The sequence below is a fragment of the Halomonas sp. AOP12-B1-6 genome, assembly GCF_052379225.1.
Classification (GTDB): domain Bacteria; phylum Pseudomonadota; class Gammaproteobacteria; order Pseudomonadales; family Halomonadaceae; genus Vreelandella; species Vreelandella casei.
Map to the genome: position 1 here is coordinate 512,543 of NZ_JBQSYK010000001.1, position 18,435 is coordinate 530,977.

Consider the following 18,435-nt stretch of genomic DNA (forward strand, 5'->3'; position numbering starts at 1 on the left):
CTTTAGCTCTTCACAGAGATAAGAGAGAGCCTTCATGAGCATCGAAATTGATCACGTTAACAAACACTTTCGCGACTTTGTGGCGGTAGATAATGTCAGCCTCACTTTCCGTAATGGCGAACTGACTGCCCTACTCGGCCCTTCTGGTTCGGGCAAAACCACTCTGCTGCGGATCATTGCCGGCCTTGAGCAACCCGATACCGGACGCATCCGCTTTCACGGCGAAGATACCACTGACCTGCACGTCAGTGAACGCGGCGTTGGCTTTGTATTTCAGCACTATGCGCTGTTCAAACATATGACCGTGTTTCAAAACGTGGCTTACGGACTCACCGTTCGGCCACGCAAAACCCGCCCCAGTAAAACCGAGATTAAGCAAAAGGTCATGCGGCTACTAGAGCTAGTGCAGCTGGACTGGACCGCACATCGTTATCCGCACCAGCTTTCTGGTGGCCAGCGCCAGCGCATAGCGTTGGCTCGCGCGCTGGCGGTCGAACCTAAAGTGCTGCTGCTGGATGAGCCTTTCGGCGCGCTGGATGCCAAGGTACGCGCAGAGCTTCGCCGCTGGCTACGCAGGCTCCACGACGATATCCACGTTACCAGCGTTTTCGTCACTCACGACCAGGAAGAGGCGTTGGAAGTCTCTGATCGCGTCGTCGTCATGAATAAAGGCCGCGTAGAGCAAGATGGCTCGCCAGAGGAGGTCTATGACCATCCTGCCAATCCTTTCGTTTACCAGTTTTTAGGTAACGTGAACCTGTTTCACGCACGGGTTCATGACGGCGTTGCACGCATTGGCGATGTGCAGCTGCCGGCACCGGAATTTGCAGGCTATAAGAATGAGCTAGGCCAGGCCTACGTGCGACCCCATGAAATCGAAGTGTTTGCTGGGCGTGAGCATGCTGATGCTTTGCATGCCAAAATCGAGCTGGTCTCGGTTGTCGGTCCCACCGTTCGGCTTGAACTGCGTACCAATAACAGCGAAGCGCTGATCCACGCTGAGCTCACCAAGCACCGCTTTCGCGCGTTAGGACTAGCCCAAAATGGAGATGCTTGGATTCGCCCGATTTATAGCCGCATATTTTTACCAGATGAACGCATTGCAAACGGTTAAGCGCTTAGAGGGTAGATTCCGTCGCTGGTGCGAGCACCACCAGCGACCAGCCCTCATAACACCAAATAAATCCAAACTATCCCCTTGGCTTGGGCCTCGTGACATTAGGGATTGGATCGATGGGCCTTGAGTAGAAATTCACTGCACAATCACCTGCCGCGGATCGACGCAGATACGCACAGGCATTCATTTATTCGTAGCCCATTTTTATAAAATTCTAACCCGCCTTAATAGATATGTTATATCATAATAATAAATTGAAGAATCAAGCTACCTGCAAATACCTGCCTAGTAACTGAACCTAAAAGGCCACAACGTAATGAAAAAAATAGCCTTCGTGCTTATCGAGTCGCCAAATAAGTTTTTGCGAACTCAAGCACAACCGTTAAGCCTGCCCATGATGTCATTCATAGGCACCGCGCTTAGCATTGTTTGCTGGGCGGGAACAGCCAAAGCCGAACCGCATGACGCCAGTCATGTTGCCCACCCGTTGTCTCCCATCACGGTAAATGCGTACAGAGAAGCCACGACAGAAGGAAGCGGCAGCTATATAGCACCAGCATTAACAATCGGCGACAAGAGTGCCGTCCCAGTGATGCAAATACCCAACTCAGTCAGCGTCATCACACGGCAAAGGATCGAAGATCAAAATTTGAATACCGTTGAGGAGGCCCTTGAACAGGTCACTGGCGTAACGGTGACCCCTTGGGACGGAGCGACGTCTCAGATCAGGTCACGGGGCTACTTTCTTGAATCAAGCTACGACGGAGTGCCTGCTTTTGGCGGATTGAACGCGACACAACAATACGACCTGGCGATGTTTGATCGCGTGGAGGTTCTACGTGGGCCGGCGGGCTTATTTCAAGGCTCGGGCCAGCCCGGAGGCACCGTTAATTTCGTTCGAAAACGCGCCCCCTTTGAACCACAGGGTAACGCGGCTCTAATGTATGGCTCTTGGGATAATAAACGAACCGAATTAGACATTGGAGCACCACTTGATGCGGCGGGTGATCTACGTGGAAGGATCGTGGTTTCAGCTCAAGACCGTGAGTTTTTCTACGACAATGCCGATGCTCAAACGTATTTTTTCTATGGCACGCTGGATTATGACTTGGCCCCCTCGACGACCGTCTCGTTGTATGCGGCCACCCAAGATAGTAAAACGAATCCGTTCTCTGGGCTGCCCGCTTATACCGATGGTCGACTTCTCGACGTTTCCAGATCCACTAACCCTACCCCGTCTTGGACAAGCTTCGATACTCGTTTGACCACCTTTGGGCTTGAGGGCGCACACGACCTAAGCAACGGCTGGACACTTAAGGCACTAGTGGGCCATTCCAGAAGTGACTGGTATCTAAATGATGCCTACCCAAGCACCGGTGTTGATCCCGATACGGGCAACATCGGCCGTTATACTCGTCGTGGTTGGGATGACGAATCACGACGAGAATCACTGGATATCTTCGCCACTGGGCCCTTCACGCTACTCGGTAGAGACCACGAAGCAACGCTCGGTTTCAACTACGAACGCTATAGTGGCGAAACACTTTATGGAGCCAACTCAACCGTTGAGGATATTCCGCTTGGGCAGCCAGACCTAGTGCCCGAAAACAGTGTCCAACCCTACAATATGGGCTGGGAGTATGAAACCGAGCAACAGGGCATTTACTCTCAGTTACGGCTTTCACCCATAGAGCGTTTCACTGTCGTGATGGGTGGACGACTTAGTAATTTTACCGACGCTGGCAGATACGTTCTGCCGTCAACACCCACAGAATGGGCAACAAGCGGTCGCGAACGGAACACCTTCACCCCCTCAGGCGGATTGATTTATCAAATCAATCCGCAGCTTGTCGCCTACACCAGTTACGCCGATATTTTCATGCCCCAGTCTCAAGCCAACGCTAATGGAGAGGCGTTAGAGCCACGAGTAGGCAAGCAGATTGAACTGGGCATTAAAGGCCAGTTCAACGAAACCCAACTGCAATATAGCGCTGCTATTTTTCGCACTCAGGACGTGAATCGCGCTTACCGGGATCTCGATAACCCGGGCTCATTTCTGGCTGCAGGTGAAGTCGTTGTGGAAGGAGCTGAGGTTGAAATCAGCGGTAGCCCAATGGCTAACGTCAATCTAACAGCTGGCTACACGTACCTAACCAGTCAATATGAAGTCGATCAGAACAGAAGCGGGGAACAGTTCTCCTTATTCGAGCCAAAACATTCGTTAAAGCTATACGGCACTTACCGACCGGGTGGCTCGCCCTGGCGCATAAGCACGGGCATGGTCGCTAACTCGGCCATTGATGGTACCGGCGAGGAAGGTATCCGAGAAGGCAGCGGTTACGCGATTTTAAATGCACAGCTGGGGTACGACGTTACCTCGGATACCAGTTTGACGTTGGCGATTAACAACCTGACAGACCGTCGTTACTACGCACGTATCGGTGGCTTAAACAGCTACAACACTTATGGTGATCCTCTGAATGTAGCCGTCAATTTAAGAACCAGCTTCTAGCACACTCACCCTGTTAAAACTCGGCTGCAAACGTATCATTACAAATACTCCTGCAGCCGAAAGCTGTGCAAGACCTTATCAAGCACAGCTATCAAAGACAGAGTCTCACATCCCCAGAATAGAGTTCACCGTACGCCTAACTTGCCGCTTACCAACCAACGGCACAAAACATAAATGCCAGTACACCTACATAAGGCTGGAGAATAGGCATTAAGCCGTCAGTCACTGCTAAACTGGTGGCTAAATATCTCGTGCAGGGGCGCTAAATGACTCGAACCCACCATCCTAAACCCACCTTTCAATTACGTTTAGCCCTACAGCATGATGTGATCATTGGCCCAGGAAAAGCCGATGTGCTTGAGATGATAGAACAAACGGGATCAATTTCAGCCGCTGGCCGCGCACTCAAGATGAGCTACAAAAAAGCCTGGCAGCTCATCGATACTATGAACAACCACTTTCCATCCCCTCTTGTATCGACCAGCTCTGGCGGTAACGAGCGCGGCGGTGCTCATCTCACGGAGCTTGGCAAGCAGGTGCTGACTCACTACCGCGCGTTGGAACGCCAGCTCTCGCTGGAGGACTCGACTGACGCTCAGGCGCTGCTTTCGCTATTGGCCCCGGCCAGCCATCCCAATCCCTGAACGTGCTTATTATCGTATTGAGCTAGTGAGCCGTTTTGTGTAATCTCCGCTATATCCATATGGAAATAACGGAATTAATACAATGCTTACACATGCAATGAATCGCCGTTTATTAGCCACTGCGCTGACACTAGCACTTCCAACCTCAGCCTTTGCCACTGACAATATTCAAGTCGCCGCCGCCGCCTCGCTTACCGATGCGCTCAATGACGCCATTGCCGTCTATGAAGCTCAGCATGATGTTAACGTGACGCCCATTTATGCATCGTCCTCGACGCTTGCTCGGCAAATCGCCAATGGCAGCCCCACGGATCTCTTCCTGTCCGCCAACGTACAGTGGATGGACTGGCTCGAAGAGCAAGGCGTCAACATCCAACAGCGCAGCGACTTACTCCAGAACCGTTTGGCGCTGGTATCAGCGAGCCCTGACCTGCCAGAACAGTTCGTCCCAGGCGACGAGGCACGCATTGCAACGCTGCTAGAAGAGCGTGATCGTCTTTCCGTCGGCGACCCGGATCACGTGCCGGCCGGTATCTACACCCAGCAAGCGCTGGAATTTCTCGGTGAGTGGGAAGAGCTGGAGCCAAAGCTTGCACGTGGCAACGACGTCCGCGCGGCGTTAACACTGGTAGAACGACAGGAAACGCCGCTTGGCGTTGTGTATCAAACTGATGCCTTTGCCAGTGACCGCGTGCGGGTACTCGGGCTATTTCCCACCTCCAGCCATGAACCCATCACCTACCCCATTGCACTAATAGGGGCAGAGCAAAACGACGCGGCCGTGGCGCTGCGCGAGTGGTTAGCGAGCGAAGAAGCGCTGACTATTTTTGCTGACTATGGCTTCGACACCGACATTAGCAGCCCGTGATACTGTCGCCAGCCGAATGGGAGGCTATCCGCCTTAGTCTCCTCATTGGCTTAGCGGCAGTGGCCTGGATTTTACCACCGGGCATTGCGGTTGCCTGGTGGTTAGCCCGACACGACTTCAGAGGCAAATCCATCGTCGATGGTTTTATTCATCTACCGCTGGTGCTGCCACCCGTGGTAGTGGGCTATTTACTCTTAGTATCGCTCGGTCGACAAGGGGTGGTCGGCCAGTGGTTATATGCCACTCTCGGCGTATCACTACCCTTCACATGGCAAGGCGCCGCCGTTGCCAGCGGCGTGATGGCATTTCCATTATTGGTACGAGCACTACGCCTATCATTGGAAGCGGTGGACCCCAAGCTTGAAGCCGCAGCGCGAACGCTAGGCGCCAATCGCTGGCGAGTGTTTACCACCATTACGCTACCATTGGCCATTCCAGGCCTGCTGACGGGCACCGTCTTGGCCTTTGCCCGCGCGCTTTCCGAGTTTGGTGCCACCATCACGTTTGCCTCTAATATCCCAAGCGAAACACGTACCTTGCCGCTGGCGCTGTATACGCTAATTCAGACGCCCGGCCAGGAATCAGCGGCAGCGCGGCTCTGTGTTATCGCTATCATCATCGCCCTGTTCTCATTGATCGCCTCTGAGTGGCTAGCTCGACGTACTAAACAACGACTGCAGGAACGCGATGCCTACTAATCCTAGTAATCCTAGTAACCTTCGTCATCCCGCATTGCCTGTGGACTCCTCTTCGCTGTCATTGTCTATCGACCAACGGCTCGGTAGTTTTCATCTTCAAACCGAGCTGGTACTCCCCGCCCACGGCGTGACCGGCATTTTTGGCACGTCAGGAAGCGGCAAAACCAGCTTGCTGCGCCTTATTGCAGGTCTTGAATATCCCGATAGCGGGGTTATTCAGCTGGGTGACCAAGTGCTGCTGGATACCCGGCGCCGCATTAGCGTTGCCGCCCATAAACGTAGAATCGGTGTCGTGTTTCAGGAAGCCCGGCTGTTTCCTCACTACCGAGTACGCGGCAATCTCACCTATGGCATGCCAGCGCATGCATCAGCCCGCTTTGATGAAATCGTCGAGCTCCTGGGTATTAAAGCGTTGCTCGAACGTATGCCCGGCACGCTATCGGGCGGGGAAGCCAGGCGGGTTGCCATTGGCCGCGCACTGCTCAGCGACCCTCAACTGCTGCTGATGGATGAGCCACTGACAGGGCTAGATGGCGCACGCAAAGACGAGCTACTACGCTTTATTGCTCAACTGACCAAGCAGGTAGACATTCCGGTAATTTACGTCAGCCATGATGCGGAGGAGATTTCAGCTATCGCCGATCATCTGGTGCTGATGAAGGCGGGCCGTGTCGTGGCCAGCGACCGATTGAATCACTTGCTACAGCGCTTTGATTTGACTCACGAACTCGGTGGGTTTGACGCTGCATCGATTCTTGAAGGCTGCGTAGATGAGCACGACGCGACGTACAATCTGACTCACCTCGCCCTTAATGACACCCATCGATTAGTCATACCGGGCACGTCGGCTCCTATCGGCAGCCCATTACGGGTGCGTATTCTCGCACGCGATATTGCCTTAGCGCTGAAGCCATTACAGTCAACCAGCTACCGCAACCAGCTCAGCGCCACTATTGAAGACATGACCTCACTATCGACAAGCCCGCACTCCGTAGAGCTACTTTTGAACGTTGGCGATATCCGCCTAAGGGCAAGGCTAACGCGAAAGTCCTGGGATGAAATGGGGCTACATATCGGCAAACAGATCACGGCACTCATTCGCAGCGTATCGGTTGCTCACTATTGATATTTCTTATATTAATAGTCTACGAGACCTTTGCACGAGTCACCTCTCCCTGTAATAAATCAGATAATAGCGAACCAGCGCTATCACAACGGGATCTCAGGATGGCTTAGGAGGATATCAAACAACGCAGATTGATCATGATGCTTTGAAAGAGCTGGATAGCATCAATAATCTCATTGACTGGTCACGTATCGAGCAAGTCAGTACTGTTCAACCCTTTATCAGTCGCTGCTGATCAAGTACGAGCCGACATGCAGCTTGAGTGCTAAAGGCAACTACTACGACAATGCTTGCGCCGAGAGCCTTTTTCATAGTCTTAAAGTAGAAGCGATTCATGGTGAACGGTTTGATACACGCCATGCGATGCGAAGGCAGGTATTTGAGTACATTGAACTGGACTACAACAAGCAACGGCGGCACAGTGCTATTGGAATAATCAGTCCCGAGATTTCTGAAGCCCGAATGATCGCTTAACCCGTGTCCACTATTACTGGGCAGGATCGCCTCATGTTTTTCCATCGGAAATGTTAATGATATTTCGGGGCTCTTTTTTTACAAAAAATGCCTGGATATTATCAACCGATCCATTGAGAAAACGCGAAAAGGTTTCTTCAGTTTTCCATGCCATATGTGGCGTTGTTATGACATTATCCAGTGCCGAAAAAGCATTATACTGCGGTAGCGGCTCTTCGCAGAAAACATCTAGCCCCGCCCCACCAATCTTCTTACTCTGCAAAGCATCAATGAGCGCCGCTTCGTCAATGATGGCTCCGCGTGAGGTATTGATCAGAATCGCACCTGGCTTCATTAGTTTAAAATGCTCCGTCGTCAATAACCCCTCCGTTTCAGGTATCAGCCTTACATGGATACTAACGGCGTCCGCTTGGGTGAGTAGGCCTTCCAATGAAACGTACTCTACTCCCATTTGGGCTGCTCGCTCCTGAGTCAACCTGGGGCCCCATGCAACTACCCGCATGCCAAAGGCCTGTGCCATTTTCGCCACGGAACATCCAATCTTGCCCAGACCAATCAGACCAATGGTTTTACCGCTCAAATTGCTGGTCACGATCGTTGGCCACTCCCCAGCGGACATCCGACGATCCACCTCAACAACTCGCTTGGTGAGGTTAAGCAAAAAGGCAAAAGTCATTTCGGTTACCGCCGCCGTAGACCCACCCGGCGTCGTTGCAACCGAAATCCCCGCCTGTGCCACTGCGTCTTTATCCATATGCGCAAGGCCCGTACCGGTTTGAGCGATTAACTTTAGGTCGGGCAAAGCCGCGATAAGGTCCCGGCCAATCAAGGTGCGCTCTCTCAGCGGGATGATCGCATCGGCTCCTTGAAGTCGACTCACCAGGGCATCAAAGGTAGGCATGTCACCATAGATCTCCACCTCAGAGAATTCACGCAGGCGAGATACGGCAGAATGCTCCTTCATACAGCCTTCCCAATCATCAAGAATTACAGTTTTCATACACACTCACTCCCTAGTGCAGGCTAAAGCCAAACAAAACCTTGTCTGGACTCCGCGATTATCACTCAATTACTGTTTAATTAAGGGCGTCTCTCTTGAGTAGCTGTTCTTCAAGTGTTTCCCAACTGCTCTGTATATGCCGCCGCATCAATAAGCCCGCCACCTCTACATCACCTTCCGAGATAGCTGAGGCTATGCGCTCATGTTCATAAAGTGCGATTTTTCCGCGCCCCGTAACATACCGATGCTTGTTCCTTAGCAGGGTTAGCTGCGGACGAAGCTCGTGTGTTAAATAACGCTCAATGAGTAGGTTACCGGACATGCGTGCGGTAACTAAATGAAAGTCATACTCCTCGGACTCCTGGAGATAGGCCCCCTCAGGATGAGATGTCACTTGGCTGGCATGTAACTGCAGTAACGCCAGGTACTCATCGCCAGTGGATGCATTGGCACGACCGGCTGCTAACATAGCGGCCTCAGTTTCAAGAGCAGTTCTAACCTGGTAGATCGCCCGAGCGTCTTCGTACCGCATTTCACGCACATGCGCTCCACTGTTCGGCACGATGGTTACAAGCCCACACTCGCTAAGGCTTTTGAGCGCCATACGCACAGGCCCTCGGCTGACAGAAAAGCGCTCAGCCAACGCAACCTCGCCAAGACGAGCACCAGCCTGCAACAGACCTTTAAGTATTTCACCGTATAAACCACTAGCTACTCGTTCAGCAGCCAAACCATTCGCTTCTTCTTTTATTGTAGACAAAGCAATTCTCCTCGAATGCATACAGCTTTATATAACTTTCAATAATTTTCAAAAAATATCTTAAAAATTAGACCTTTTGCCTACATATCCGAGGATCTACAGAAACTACTATATGTACTTCTATATTTACTCACAAATGATTGTCATACAATTATCTAAAGAAAAGCGGAGTGGCCACCATGATTAATAAGAAAAAAGTCATTGCTACAGCTATGCTGGGTTTCTCCCTGACGGCTGCGATTACCCCCCTCACCGCCACAGCCCAGGAAAGCTGGCCAACACAAAAAATCACTTTCGTTGTTGCGCTTGGCCCTGGCGGATCCGCTGACCGCACCGCTCGCGCGTTGGCTCAGCGGCTTCAGGAAGATCTAGGCACGCCAATTTCAGTCGTAAATCAAAATGGAGGGGGGGGGCATGTCGGCCATACCTACTTCCACAATATGCCTGCTGATGGGAGCTATTTCCTTGCGTCCTCAATACATCCCTACATCTCGAATGCGATTCTTGGCTTTGATGCCACTTATGATTTGTCAGACTTCGCATTTATCAACGGACAGTGGAATGATTACGATCTTTTCGCCGTCAATGCGGACACGCCTTATGAAACGCTGGCGGACTTCATGGCGGCAGCCAAGGACAATCCAGGAAGGCTAAGCGTTTCTGTCGTACCTGGCTCGACCGGCGCTATCAACCTTGAACTGGCTCTTGAAGCCTTTGGACTCGATAAAACAGCCGTCAATATTGTCACCTACCAGTCTGGCGGTGCTGCGCGTACGGCGGTCGCCGGTGGGCAGGTAGACATGACCGTATTGGCTGCAGACGGCACGCTATCAATCCAGGAGTACATACGCCCTCTTGCCTTAGCGGCTGATACCGCATCAGAAGACTGGGATGCTCCAACGCTGAATGCAGCGCTTGAAGAGAGCGGATACGAGCCAGTCCCGGTACTGGCAGGATCAATGCGAGGCCTCGCCGCGCATGCTGCCTTTAAAGAGAGTAACCCAGAAGCATTTCAACAAATGGTCGATGCCTATCACAATGCGCTGCAAGATGAGACATTCGTTAGTCGGCTAGAAGCCCAAGATATTGGTGCAGAGTGGCTGGGGCCTGAGCGCACGACAGAGATCATCGAATCCAACTTTGAAATTTTGAAGCAATACTCACCAGAAGCAGAATGAATAACGTCACTGCTGGCGCATAAGCACTGGTGCTTTGCACATAATCATCACGGGATCAACTTACGTTTGGTCCCATTATTATTTCAATGTGGAGACACTATAAAATGGTAACAGGAAAGATTTCTGCAACGCATGCCTTTTTGTTAGGCCTCATACTGGCTATAGCGGGCTTTATTACCTGGAGCGCCACTCAGGCTTCCACAACGCTGAACAATCTAGTGATAGTGGCTCCCAGCGCAATAATCATTGGGCTTTTGTCCATTGGGATTGCCACTAAAGCCTTATTGAAGCCAGTGTCAGAGCCTTCGCCCAGCAGTATTGATAAATCATCTATATGGAGCGACATACTGCTTCTTACAGGATTTGCCGCCTTTTGCTTTGCGTTAACCAACGTCGGCTTTGACGTTGCTACTTTCGTTTTTGTCTGGGTCGGCGTTCTTATGTGTGGGAGCAAAGGCAAATGGCAACCGCCTCTATATGCACTCGTGTTTACTGTTTTTCTTGTCAAGGGTTTTGGCTCTCTATTCCCTTATCCAATGACCACACTAGTGCTTTAACATGATTGATCAACTCGCATTATCTCAGGCGTTTACTCTTCTTTTTACTGATCTAAGCCCTTGGCTTTGGGTTATCCCTGGCTTATTTATCGGCCTAGTTTTCGGTGCGATTCCCGGGCTACAAATTTCAATGGCCATGGCCGTTTTCCTGCCAGTGACCTTTGGCATGGATTTTCTTCAAGCCATGCTGTTTTTAACCGCCATATTTACTGGCGGTGCCTACGGTGGCGGGGTAACCGCTATTCTTATGAATATCCCCGGGTCATCTTCATCAATTGCAACGGCATTTGACGGATACCCGATGGCGCGAAAGGGTCAACACAATGAAGCACTCGGCCTTGGCCTTTGTGCTTCCGTGGTGGGCGCTTTCGTGGGTTACAGCCTTCTGATGTTATTAATCAACCCATTGGCTGCTTTTGTACTTAAAGTAGGTCCGCTGGAAATGGTCGTGGTGGTACTGTGGGGACTAACCCTTATCGCGACACTCAATGACAGCAGTATGGCCAAGGGTCTGCTGGCCGGCTTTCTGGGTCTCATGCTCAGCCAAATTGGCATGTCCACGACGGGCATTATGCGCACTACAATAGGCAACCCCTATCTTCTTGATGGCATCCCGGTTGTGCCCGCCATGATCGGCATATTCGCCGCTTCTGAGTTATTACGCCTGAGAGGAGGCTCATTTCTAGTACAAAATGAGGCCCAGCGTAATATTTCGTTTTCTCTTATTCTCAAAGGCGTCAAGCAGACGTTTCGCCATCCCGGCATCTTACTACGCGGCAGCCTCATTGGCGCACTGATCGGCGCCATTCCGGGCGTGGGCTCGTCGGTAGCCAACCTTGTCTCTTATGGCGAGGCCAAGCGAACGTCGAAGACACCTGAAGTATTCGGCAAGGGAGCACCTGAGGGTGTTGTGGCGGCCGAATCAGCAAACTCCAGCTCGGAGGGCGGCTCAATGACAGCACTACTAGCTCTTGGCATTCCTGGTGGGGCTGCGACTGCTGTACTTCTGGCCGCGTTCTCTTTCCACAATATTATTGGTGGGCCATCGTTTATAAGAGACCAGACCGATATCGTGTATTCGATTATTCTCGGCAATTTGGGTCAAGTAGTACTTCTAGCGTTTATGGGATTACTTAGCCTTCGCTTACTGGGCATGGTGGTGCGCGTTCCACTGGCTTATCTAGTGCCAAGCGTATTAGCAATGTGTGCCTGGGGTGGCTATGGCATAACCGGCACTATCGCTGGACCGCTAACGGTTGCCGCCTTTGCAGGGCTCGGCTGGCTCATGCGACAAAACAACTATCCCGTCGCAGCCGCGGTCATCGGTTTACTGCTTGGCCGCATGATGGAAGGAGAAGTTGTGCGCACCTTACAGGTGTCCGGTGGCCGACCTTTTGAATACATGCTGGAGCGACCCATTGCTCTTGCTCTTTTCATCATAATGCTGCTTGTTTTGATGGGTGCCCCAGCATTGAAAGCACTTCGTTCTCGCCGTGCTAGCCATGAATCTAATTAAACAAATGCCTCCTCAACTTCGAGGAGGCATTACTTTTTGCATCGGCGCCTTAGGCGGATTCGCTTTTTTTGCACTCTCCCTACCGTTACCATGGGTACTTGGCAGTCTAACGGCCTCACTTCTATGTACTCAGACGACATCTTTTCAGCCTCGTTTTCCTGGCCCATGGCGCAGTTACGCCATGGTTGCTATCGGCACCATGCTAGGCACCAGTTTTACGCCAGAAGTCGTACGCCAGGCCGGAGACTGGACCATAAGCCTGATTGTCATGAGTTTTTTATCGCTGGCATTTTGTTTTATCGCTTATCAAATATTTTATCGCTTAGGGAGAATGGATCGAGTTACTGCCTTATTCGCCGCCATACCAGGCGGGCTCTCAATCGTGTCTGTTTTGGCAGAAAATTATCGAGCCGAAGTCAGCCGCGTTGCCCTCTGTCATACCGCGCGATTAGTGGTATTGCTAATTGCTGCGCCCATTATCATCCAGGCTATTTCCGGCATTAACCTCGCTGACGCCAGCCTTGCAAGCTTTACTCACGCGGAAGCAATAGATCCTTTTAAACATGGAATCCTGGCACTGGTGGCGATAGCCAGCGGCTGGCTAGCCTGGCGATTGAACTTCCCCTCAGCGATGCTATTGATTCCATTGCTCAGCTCAGGATTACTGCACGCTACTGATATTTTGACGGTCCATGTTCCCCCCATACTTTCCAGCGCAGCACAGATTATTATTGGCGCAGGAGTAGGAGCGCGATTCACGCATTACTCCCTTCCACAAATTTTAAAAGATGGCTGGCTAGCCGCAATGATTGGCGTACTCCTCACCCTCGGCTCCTTCGTTGCAGCCCTGTTGCTTGCACCCATTATAGGCTTAAACGACACACCTTTATTCTTATCCTATTTGCCTGGAGGGGCACCGGAACTTGGCGTCGTAGCGCTTGCGTTATCCATAGATCCTGCCATGGTGGCAGCCCATCATGTACTTCGTGTTTTCTTGATCCTAGCGATGCTTCCTCTGATCGCCAGTTGGCTAGGAAAACAAATTCAGCAAGGCTAGGGCCTGTTGACCTTTCACATGGGTAGCCACAAAAATCCGCAGACCAAGACTACCCTGCTTTCATAGTTTCGCTTGAGCTTATCGTAACGCATCGCTATGGCGCGATACGGCTTCAATCGCGCAAAGGCATTCTCCACGATATGCCGATAGCGATATAACCCTCGGCCCAAACTAGCATTTCTCTATTTCGAATTACGCTTGTGTAGAATTACGGCCTTCATAGTCTTTGCTTCAGTCTGCTCACGGGTACACTCATTGTCTTAGCCTTTGTCAGCGGCCAGTGCATCATCTGACGGCAAGTCGTTAATTAATTCCTGGACTTCTGTTATGCACCTCACCGCTCATTATCCTGAATGTATCGGGAAGTCCGTAAGCGTCGAAGGCCAAATGAATGTTGCTGGCGTTGCCTGAACGGTTTTTACCAATGGTTTCTGTCTCCTCTGTGGCGGCCCGGTAATGTCCTGGTGTGCTTTGACACAAGGGTAGCCACTCGATATCAGGATCATTCACCAGAGTGCCGGAAAGCATCATCAGTTTTTCAGCTGCTGACCAGGCGTTGAAGCGCTTGTAGGGAGTACTCCAAGGCCCAAATGCTTCGGGTAAGTCCCGCCACTGGCACCCCGTGCGCATCCGGTGCAGAATACCTTCCACAGTAAGTAGTAGGTTGGCCTTGTCATAGATACCTTGTTGAAGCAGGATAGGTTTTAGCTTCGGTCAGTTTTCATCCGTGAGCATTCATCGAGGCATCGCAGGCTCGCAGTTTTTGGGTGTGAGAACCTCTATTCTGCGAGCTTGCTCTTATCCTGCCAAATCCTTTTCGTCCAAACGTCAACAGGCCCTAACAATAAAAACCAGTTCAGTACAAAAAGCTCCCTAAAAAAGTTGGCCCGACAATCCTATTGTCGGGCCAACGTTAAGTGCTGCGTGAGCGATAGAAAGGCATCGTTAGAACGTTTTGGGGAACATCATTTGCGGCAGGTATAGAAACACGCTCGGCAGCATTATCATGGCAATAATCACTAGCATAATAAGCATGATGAGCGGCATGACAGCCACGAAAGCGCGCCCCATCGACACCTCGCCTATCTGTGTGGCTATCAGCAGACAAATACCATATGGCGGCGTGATCAGTCCCAGCGTCAGCGACAAAATCACCACCAGGCCCATATGGATCTGGTTGATATCTGCCGACACGCAAAGCCCTTGAATGATAGGCAGGAAGATGATCACCGCCGTCACCGGGCTAAGCACTGTGCCGATGACGAGCATGAAAAACATCACCAGCAGCATGATACCGACTCGGGCCTGGGTAACAGACAGGATAAAGTCGGCAACCTCCTGAGCAATCCCCAGGTACGAGATCAGCCACCCCATGATCCCCGCTGACGCAACGGCGAACATCGGCAGCGAAAAGCTCACCACGGAATCGGCTAAAATACCCGGCAATTGCTTAATATGAATCGCACGATAAAACACAAAGGCTAGAAGCCCACCGACCAGAACGGCTACCGAGGCCGCTTCGGTCGCGGTAAACACACCGGCGGTAATACCGCCTAGCACGACCAGCGGTAACATCATGGGAGGTGCCGCCGTCAGGGCGGTGCGGCCCACTTTTGAGAACGAAAACTTGCCCGTTGCCTTGATACCGTGACGCTTGGCAACGTAATAGACGTAGCCCATCTGCATCAAACCTACCAGCACACCAGGCAATACGCCGCCCATGAACAACGCCCCGACAGACACATTGCCGAAAGCACCGTAAATCACCATCAAGATCGAGGGTGGAATAATACCGCCCAGTACTGAAGACGCCGCCGTTAAGGCAACAGCAAAAGGCGCGGGGTATCCGGACTTCTTCATCGCGGGAATAAGTACGGCGCCGACGCTGGCCGTATCAGCAGCGGCGGAGCCCGACAGGCTGGCAAACATCATCGACACCATGACGTTGATGTGCCCAAGCCCCCCGCGAACGTGCCCGACCGTACTGTCAGCAAAGTTCAACAGGCGATCGGTAATGCCGCCGTCGTTCATCAGCCGGCCTAACAATAGAAAGAACGGCACGGCCAGCAGCGGAAATGAATTGATGCTGGCAAACATCTGGTTGACGACCGAGGTCAACGGTAGCCCTAGCTGGGTGATCGTAATAATAGATGCTAAGCCAATGGCAAACGCAATGGGTACGCTAAGCGCAATAAGAAGCAAGAAGCTGCCAATCAAGACCAACAAAGGGTTCATATTTTGGTTGCCTCACGCGCGCTATCCACGCTGTTAGCTTTTTTGAGCATCGCAATATCATCCATTATGATTTCAAAGGAAAATAGCAACATCGCTAATCCCGCTACTGGAATCGCGGCAAACATATAGGCCATGGGCGTTCCTAGCGCGACCGAACGCCGGCTCCAGCCCATATCAACCAGCACATTGCCGTGGACAATTAACACATAGATCACCGGCAAGCAGGCGACGTTGCCAAACAGACGCAGCGCCCGCTGGGTGATCACAAAACGCGATGGAAAGACATCAACCACATAGTGACTGCGCCTGCGCACCGCAATAGCGGCACCCAGAAACACTGACCATACGAAAAACGCCATGGCTACTTCATCGGTCCAGGAAACCGAAATTTTCAAGTAGTTGCGCGCCACAACCTGATAGAGAACCGTAAGAATAAAGCCCGCAAACAAACTGCTCGCCACAAACGTCAGCGCCTTCTCTATTACATTGTTTATTCGTCGCATGCGTGCGCCCTTTCCTTCGCGGTAACGCTCCCCGTTAACGGGGAGCGGTCAGCTAACCAAGTGACTTATCGGTGACGGCTTAAAGATTACGAATCGTTTCAAGCAGTTCGGTCAAATCGCGCTCTTGAGCAAACTGGTCATGAAGAGGAACGATTTGATCAATAAAGGCCTGCTTGTCGACCTCCGTTACCGTTACACCCAGGTCTGCAAACTGCTGAATGACTTCGGCATCATACTCAACGCCTTTTTCCGTTCCGTACTCACCCGCGTGCTGCGCCGCGTCGAGAATAATGGCCTGATCTTCTTCTGAGAAACGATTAAAGCGGTTCTCGCTGATAGAGATGTGGCTCATCATGATCTGATGCTCGGTTTTGGCATGATACGGGGCGACTTCGTAGAGTCGGCTTGAGAAGTAGCCGCTGATAGTGCTTTCAAAGGCACCGACGACGCCGGTTTGCATACCCGTGTAGATTTCTGTCCAGGGGAGCGAGGTAGTCAACGCCCCCGCCGCTTGCCACATTTCTGCGTCAAGGCGTGAGCCGGTAACGCGCATTTTGACGCCTTCAAGGTCGGAAGGCTCAACAATCGGCCCCACATTGCTGCTTAAGTTGCGCGTACCGCCGCCGGTTAAGCTAAGCAGTTTCAAACCAACGCCAGACTCGCTCATGGCATTGTCGAAATACGCATAGACAGGAGAATCAGACGATGTGGCTGCGCGAAAGTCGTCCATATCATCAAACAAATAGTTGAGGCTGAAGATCTCGAAATCAGGAATATAGGGCGAAACATTCATGACCCCGCCAATAATCATGTCGGTCGTGCCAATGCGTATTTCGTCGACCATGGTTTGGTCGTTGCCCAGCTGCCCACCTTGAAAAATTTGTACTTTCACACGGCCATCGGTAGCTTCTTCGACTTCTGTTTTAAAGGCTTCCGCCGCATCAACCCAGGGATGGGGCGCGGTGACGACGGTACCAAGGCGCAGCGTTTCTGCCAATGCTGGCGTTGCGGTCAACAGGGCCGCCGCGCTTAATAGGGCAATGCTTGAGAGAGTGCGGGTCATCGTGGAGATTCCTTTGTCGATATATGGTTAGCAAAAAGGCCGTATGGCTACTTGCCCGATACCGGCTCGCCGAGCGTGTGCATTAGGCGGTTGGCCCATCCAAACAGCGTCGTTGAAAGCGTTAAATCCAAGATTTCTTGATCGTTTAAACCCACCTCTTTCAGACTTCCAATATCTTCTTGGGTGACGTTGGGAGGACATTCGGAAAGACGCATACCGAATTTCAAAATAGCGCGCGTGCGCGGGTCAAGATCGGCCTCTTTGCCACGCAGGAAGATATCCCCCATGACCCGATCATCGCCGACAATATTATTGTAACGCTGGGCATGAACAGCAGCACAATATATGCAGCGATTGACCACAGACGCAGCCACCGCGCCCAGTTCACGCTCTTCGCGGGCAAGGCCACCCTTGTCGTACATAATGCCGTTGAACAGCGAGGTGCGAATGCGCAGCGACTCCGGGTCGTGTGCCAACACCAGCACGTAATCGGATATCTTGGTATTAGAGGGCGTTTCCTTCAGCGCTTCGCGCTGGGCGGGCGTCGCCTGCTCATAATCAATCGGCGTGACATGGGGGCGCCACGTAGGGACACGCGTCGTAAACTTATGAATAACGCGGCTCATTGCGCTTCTCCCATGACACTTAACACAGCGGCAACTCGCAGCTGATAATTAACAAAGGCGACCAGCCCGGCTAAGCGCACAATGTCCGATTCATTGATATCCGCTTTACGCAGCCGTTCAATATCGCTTTCGCTGGCATCTTTGGGTGAGCGAGTGACTAAATCTACATAGCTCACCATGGCAGCTAGACGCGGCTCACTTGCCGGTGGGTGGCTGTCCGTCGTTGCCAAGCTCAGCGGGTCGGCTTCGCTGCCGTAGCTGGACAGCAGCTCGACATAGTGGCGCGTTAGCCCCTCTTGCTGGCACATTTTCGCCATCCGGCAGGCAAACACTGCCCTGGTTTCAAGCGCCAGCCCACCTGGGTCGCTGGGCAACAGGGCGGCTTTATAAGAGGCCTGCGTCAAGTCCATCAGCTTGCTACGCATCGCTAACGCGTCAGCGAGGGGGCCGGTACTCGGCACATTGGCCGCTGCTTCTATTACATTTGTCATTTTTATGTCC

The 18,435-nt window shown here is 52.0% G+C and carries 17 protein-coding genes and 2 pseudogenes; 11 read left to right on the forward strand and 8 right to left on the reverse strand.

Annotated features, from left to right (window positions below):
- The first annotated feature begins 34 nt into the window (after positions 1–34).
- From ACT3TR_RS02330 to ACT3TR_RS02360, 7 genes and pseudogenes are all read left to right on the forward strand, one after another.
- Positions 35–1,114: a sulfate/molybdate ABC transporter ATP-binding protein gene (locus ACT3TR_RS02330; RefSeq protein WP_444624624.1), complete on the forward strand. Its 1,080-nt coding sequence runs from the start codon at positions 35–37 to the stop codon at positions 1,112–1,114.
- A gap of 595 nt (positions 1,115–1,709) precedes the next feature.
- Complete coding sequence (locus tag ACT3TR_RS02335; RefSeq protein WP_444647225.1) at positions 1,710–3,629, forward strand: TonB-dependent siderophore receptor; 1,920 nt, start codon at positions 1,710–1,712, stop codon at positions 3,627–3,629.
- A gap of 266 nt (positions 3,630–3,895) precedes the next feature.
- Positions 3,896–4,273 (forward strand): winged helix-turn-helix domain-containing protein, encoded by a 378-nt coding sequence (locus tag ACT3TR_RS02340; protein ID WP_444624622.1) that lies wholly within the window; start codon positions 3,896–3,898, stop codon positions 4,271–4,273.
- 82 nt (positions 4,274–4,355) lie between these two features.
- The gene (gene modA, locus ACT3TR_RS02345) at positions 4,356–5,141 is read left to right on the forward strand and encodes a molybdate ABC transporter substrate-binding protein (protein ID WP_444624621.1); all 786 of its coding nucleotides are present in this window, start codon (positions 4,356–4,358) and stop codon (positions 5,139–5,141) included.
- Complete coding sequence (gene modB, locus ACT3TR_RS02350; protein ID WP_176483442.1) at positions 5,141–5,839, forward strand: molybdate ABC transporter permease subunit; 699 nt, start codon at positions 5,141–5,143, stop codon at positions 5,837–5,839. Before modA ends, modB begins: the two co-directional genes overlap by 1 nt.
- A complete protein-coding gene (gene modC / locus ACT3TR_RS02355) occupies positions 5,829–6,965 on the forward strand; it encodes a molybdenum ABC transporter ATP-binding protein (protein ID WP_444624620.1) in 1,137 nt (378 codons plus the stop codon). Before modB ends, modC begins: the two co-directional genes overlap by 11 nt.
- Positions 6,966–7,151: 186 nt before the next feature.
- Positions 7,152–7,439: pseudogene (locus tag ACT3TR_RS02360) on the forward strand (IS3 family transposase); the annotation flags it as partial.
- A gap of 31 nt (positions 7,440–7,470) precedes the next feature.
- Here ACT3TR_RS02360 and ACT3TR_RS02365 read toward each other — a convergent pair.
- On the reverse strand, positions 7,471–8,439 hold the full coding sequence (locus ACT3TR_RS02365) for a D-2-hydroxyacid dehydrogenase family protein (protein ID WP_096281615.1): 969 nt from the start codon (positions 8,437–8,439) through the stop codon (positions 7,471–7,473).
- A 76-nt stretch (positions 8,440–8,515) separates the two neighbouring features.
- A complete protein-coding gene (locus ACT3TR_RS02370; RefSeq protein WP_444624619.1) occupies positions 8,516–9,199 on the reverse strand; it encodes a GntR family transcriptional regulator in 684 nt (227 codons plus the stop codon).
- 179 nt (positions 9,200–9,378) lie between these two features.
- On the opposite strand from ACT3TR_RS02370, the gene ACT3TR_RS02375 reads away from it, so the two are divergent.
- The 4 genes from ACT3TR_RS02375 to ACT3TR_RS02390 all read left to right on the forward strand — a co-directional run bounded on the left by ACT3TR_RS02375 (position 9,379) and on the right by ACT3TR_RS02390 (position 13,507).
- A complete protein-coding gene (locus ACT3TR_RS02375) occupies positions 9,379–10,377 on the forward strand; it encodes a Bug family tripartite tricarboxylate transporter substrate binding protein (protein WP_096282403.1) in 999 nt (332 codons plus the stop codon).
- Positions 10,378–10,481: 104 nt separating this feature from the next.
- Positions 10,482–10,934 carry a hypothetical protein gene (locus ACT3TR_RS02380; protein WP_096281619.1) on the forward strand — a complete coding sequence of 151 codons (453 nt, stop codon included), beginning with the start codon at positions 10,482–10,484 and terminating at the stop codon, positions 10,932–10,934.
- A 1-nt stretch (position 10,935) separates the two neighbouring features.
- Positions 10,936–12,450 carry a tripartite tricarboxylate transporter permease gene (locus tag ACT3TR_RS02385; RefSeq protein WP_096281622.1) on the forward strand — a complete coding sequence of 505 codons (1,515 nt, stop codon included), beginning with the start codon at positions 10,936–10,938 and terminating at the stop codon, positions 12,448–12,450.
- 4 nt (positions 12,451–12,454) lie between these two features.
- Positions 12,455–13,507 (forward strand): AbrB family transcriptional regulator, encoded by a 1,053-nt coding sequence (locus ACT3TR_RS02390; protein WP_444647229.1) that lies wholly within the window; start codon positions 12,455–12,457, stop codon positions 13,505–13,507.
- 14 nt (positions 13,508–13,521) lie between these two features.
- On the opposite strand, the pseudogene ACT3TR_RS02395 reads toward ACT3TR_RS02390, so the two are convergent.
- From ACT3TR_RS02395 to ACT3TR_RS02420, 6 genes and pseudogenes are all read right to left on the reverse strand, one after another.
- Positions 13,522–14,206 (reverse strand): annotated as a pseudogene (locus ACT3TR_RS02395) (IS5 family transposase).
- 246 nt (positions 14,207–14,452) lie between these two features.
- Complete coding sequence (locus ACT3TR_RS02400; protein WP_444624618.1) at positions 14,453–15,742, reverse strand: TRAP transporter large permease; 1,290 nt, start codon at positions 15,740–15,742, stop codon at positions 14,453–14,455.
- The gene (locus ACT3TR_RS02405; protein ID WP_096281626.1) at positions 15,739–16,245 is read right to left on the reverse strand and encodes a TRAP transporter small permease; all 507 of its coding nucleotides are present in this window, start codon (positions 16,243–16,245) and stop codon (positions 15,739–15,741) included. The genes ACT3TR_RS02400 and ACT3TR_RS02405 overlap by 4 nt, the downstream gene beginning before the upstream one ends.
- Before the next feature lie 79 nt (positions 16,246–16,324).
- Positions 16,325–17,308 carry a TRAP transporter substrate-binding protein gene (locus ACT3TR_RS02410; RefSeq protein WP_096281628.1) on the reverse strand — a complete coding sequence of 328 codons (984 nt, stop codon included), beginning with the start codon at positions 17,306–17,308 and terminating at the stop codon, positions 16,325–16,327.
- 47 nt (positions 17,309–17,355) lie between these two features.
- The gene (locus ACT3TR_RS02415; protein ID WP_096281630.1) at positions 17,356–17,934 is read right to left on the reverse strand and encodes a peroxidase-related enzyme; all 579 of its coding nucleotides are present in this window, start codon (positions 17,932–17,934) and stop codon (positions 17,356–17,358) included.
- The gene (locus tag ACT3TR_RS02420) at positions 17,931–18,425 is read right to left on the reverse strand and encodes a CMD domain-containing protein (RefSeq protein ID WP_444624617.1); all 495 of its coding nucleotides are present in this window, start codon (positions 18,423–18,425) and stop codon (positions 17,931–17,933) included. Before ACT3TR_RS02420 ends, ACT3TR_RS02415 begins: the two co-directional genes overlap by 4 nt.
- Positions 18,426–18,435 lie beyond the last annotated feature (10 nt).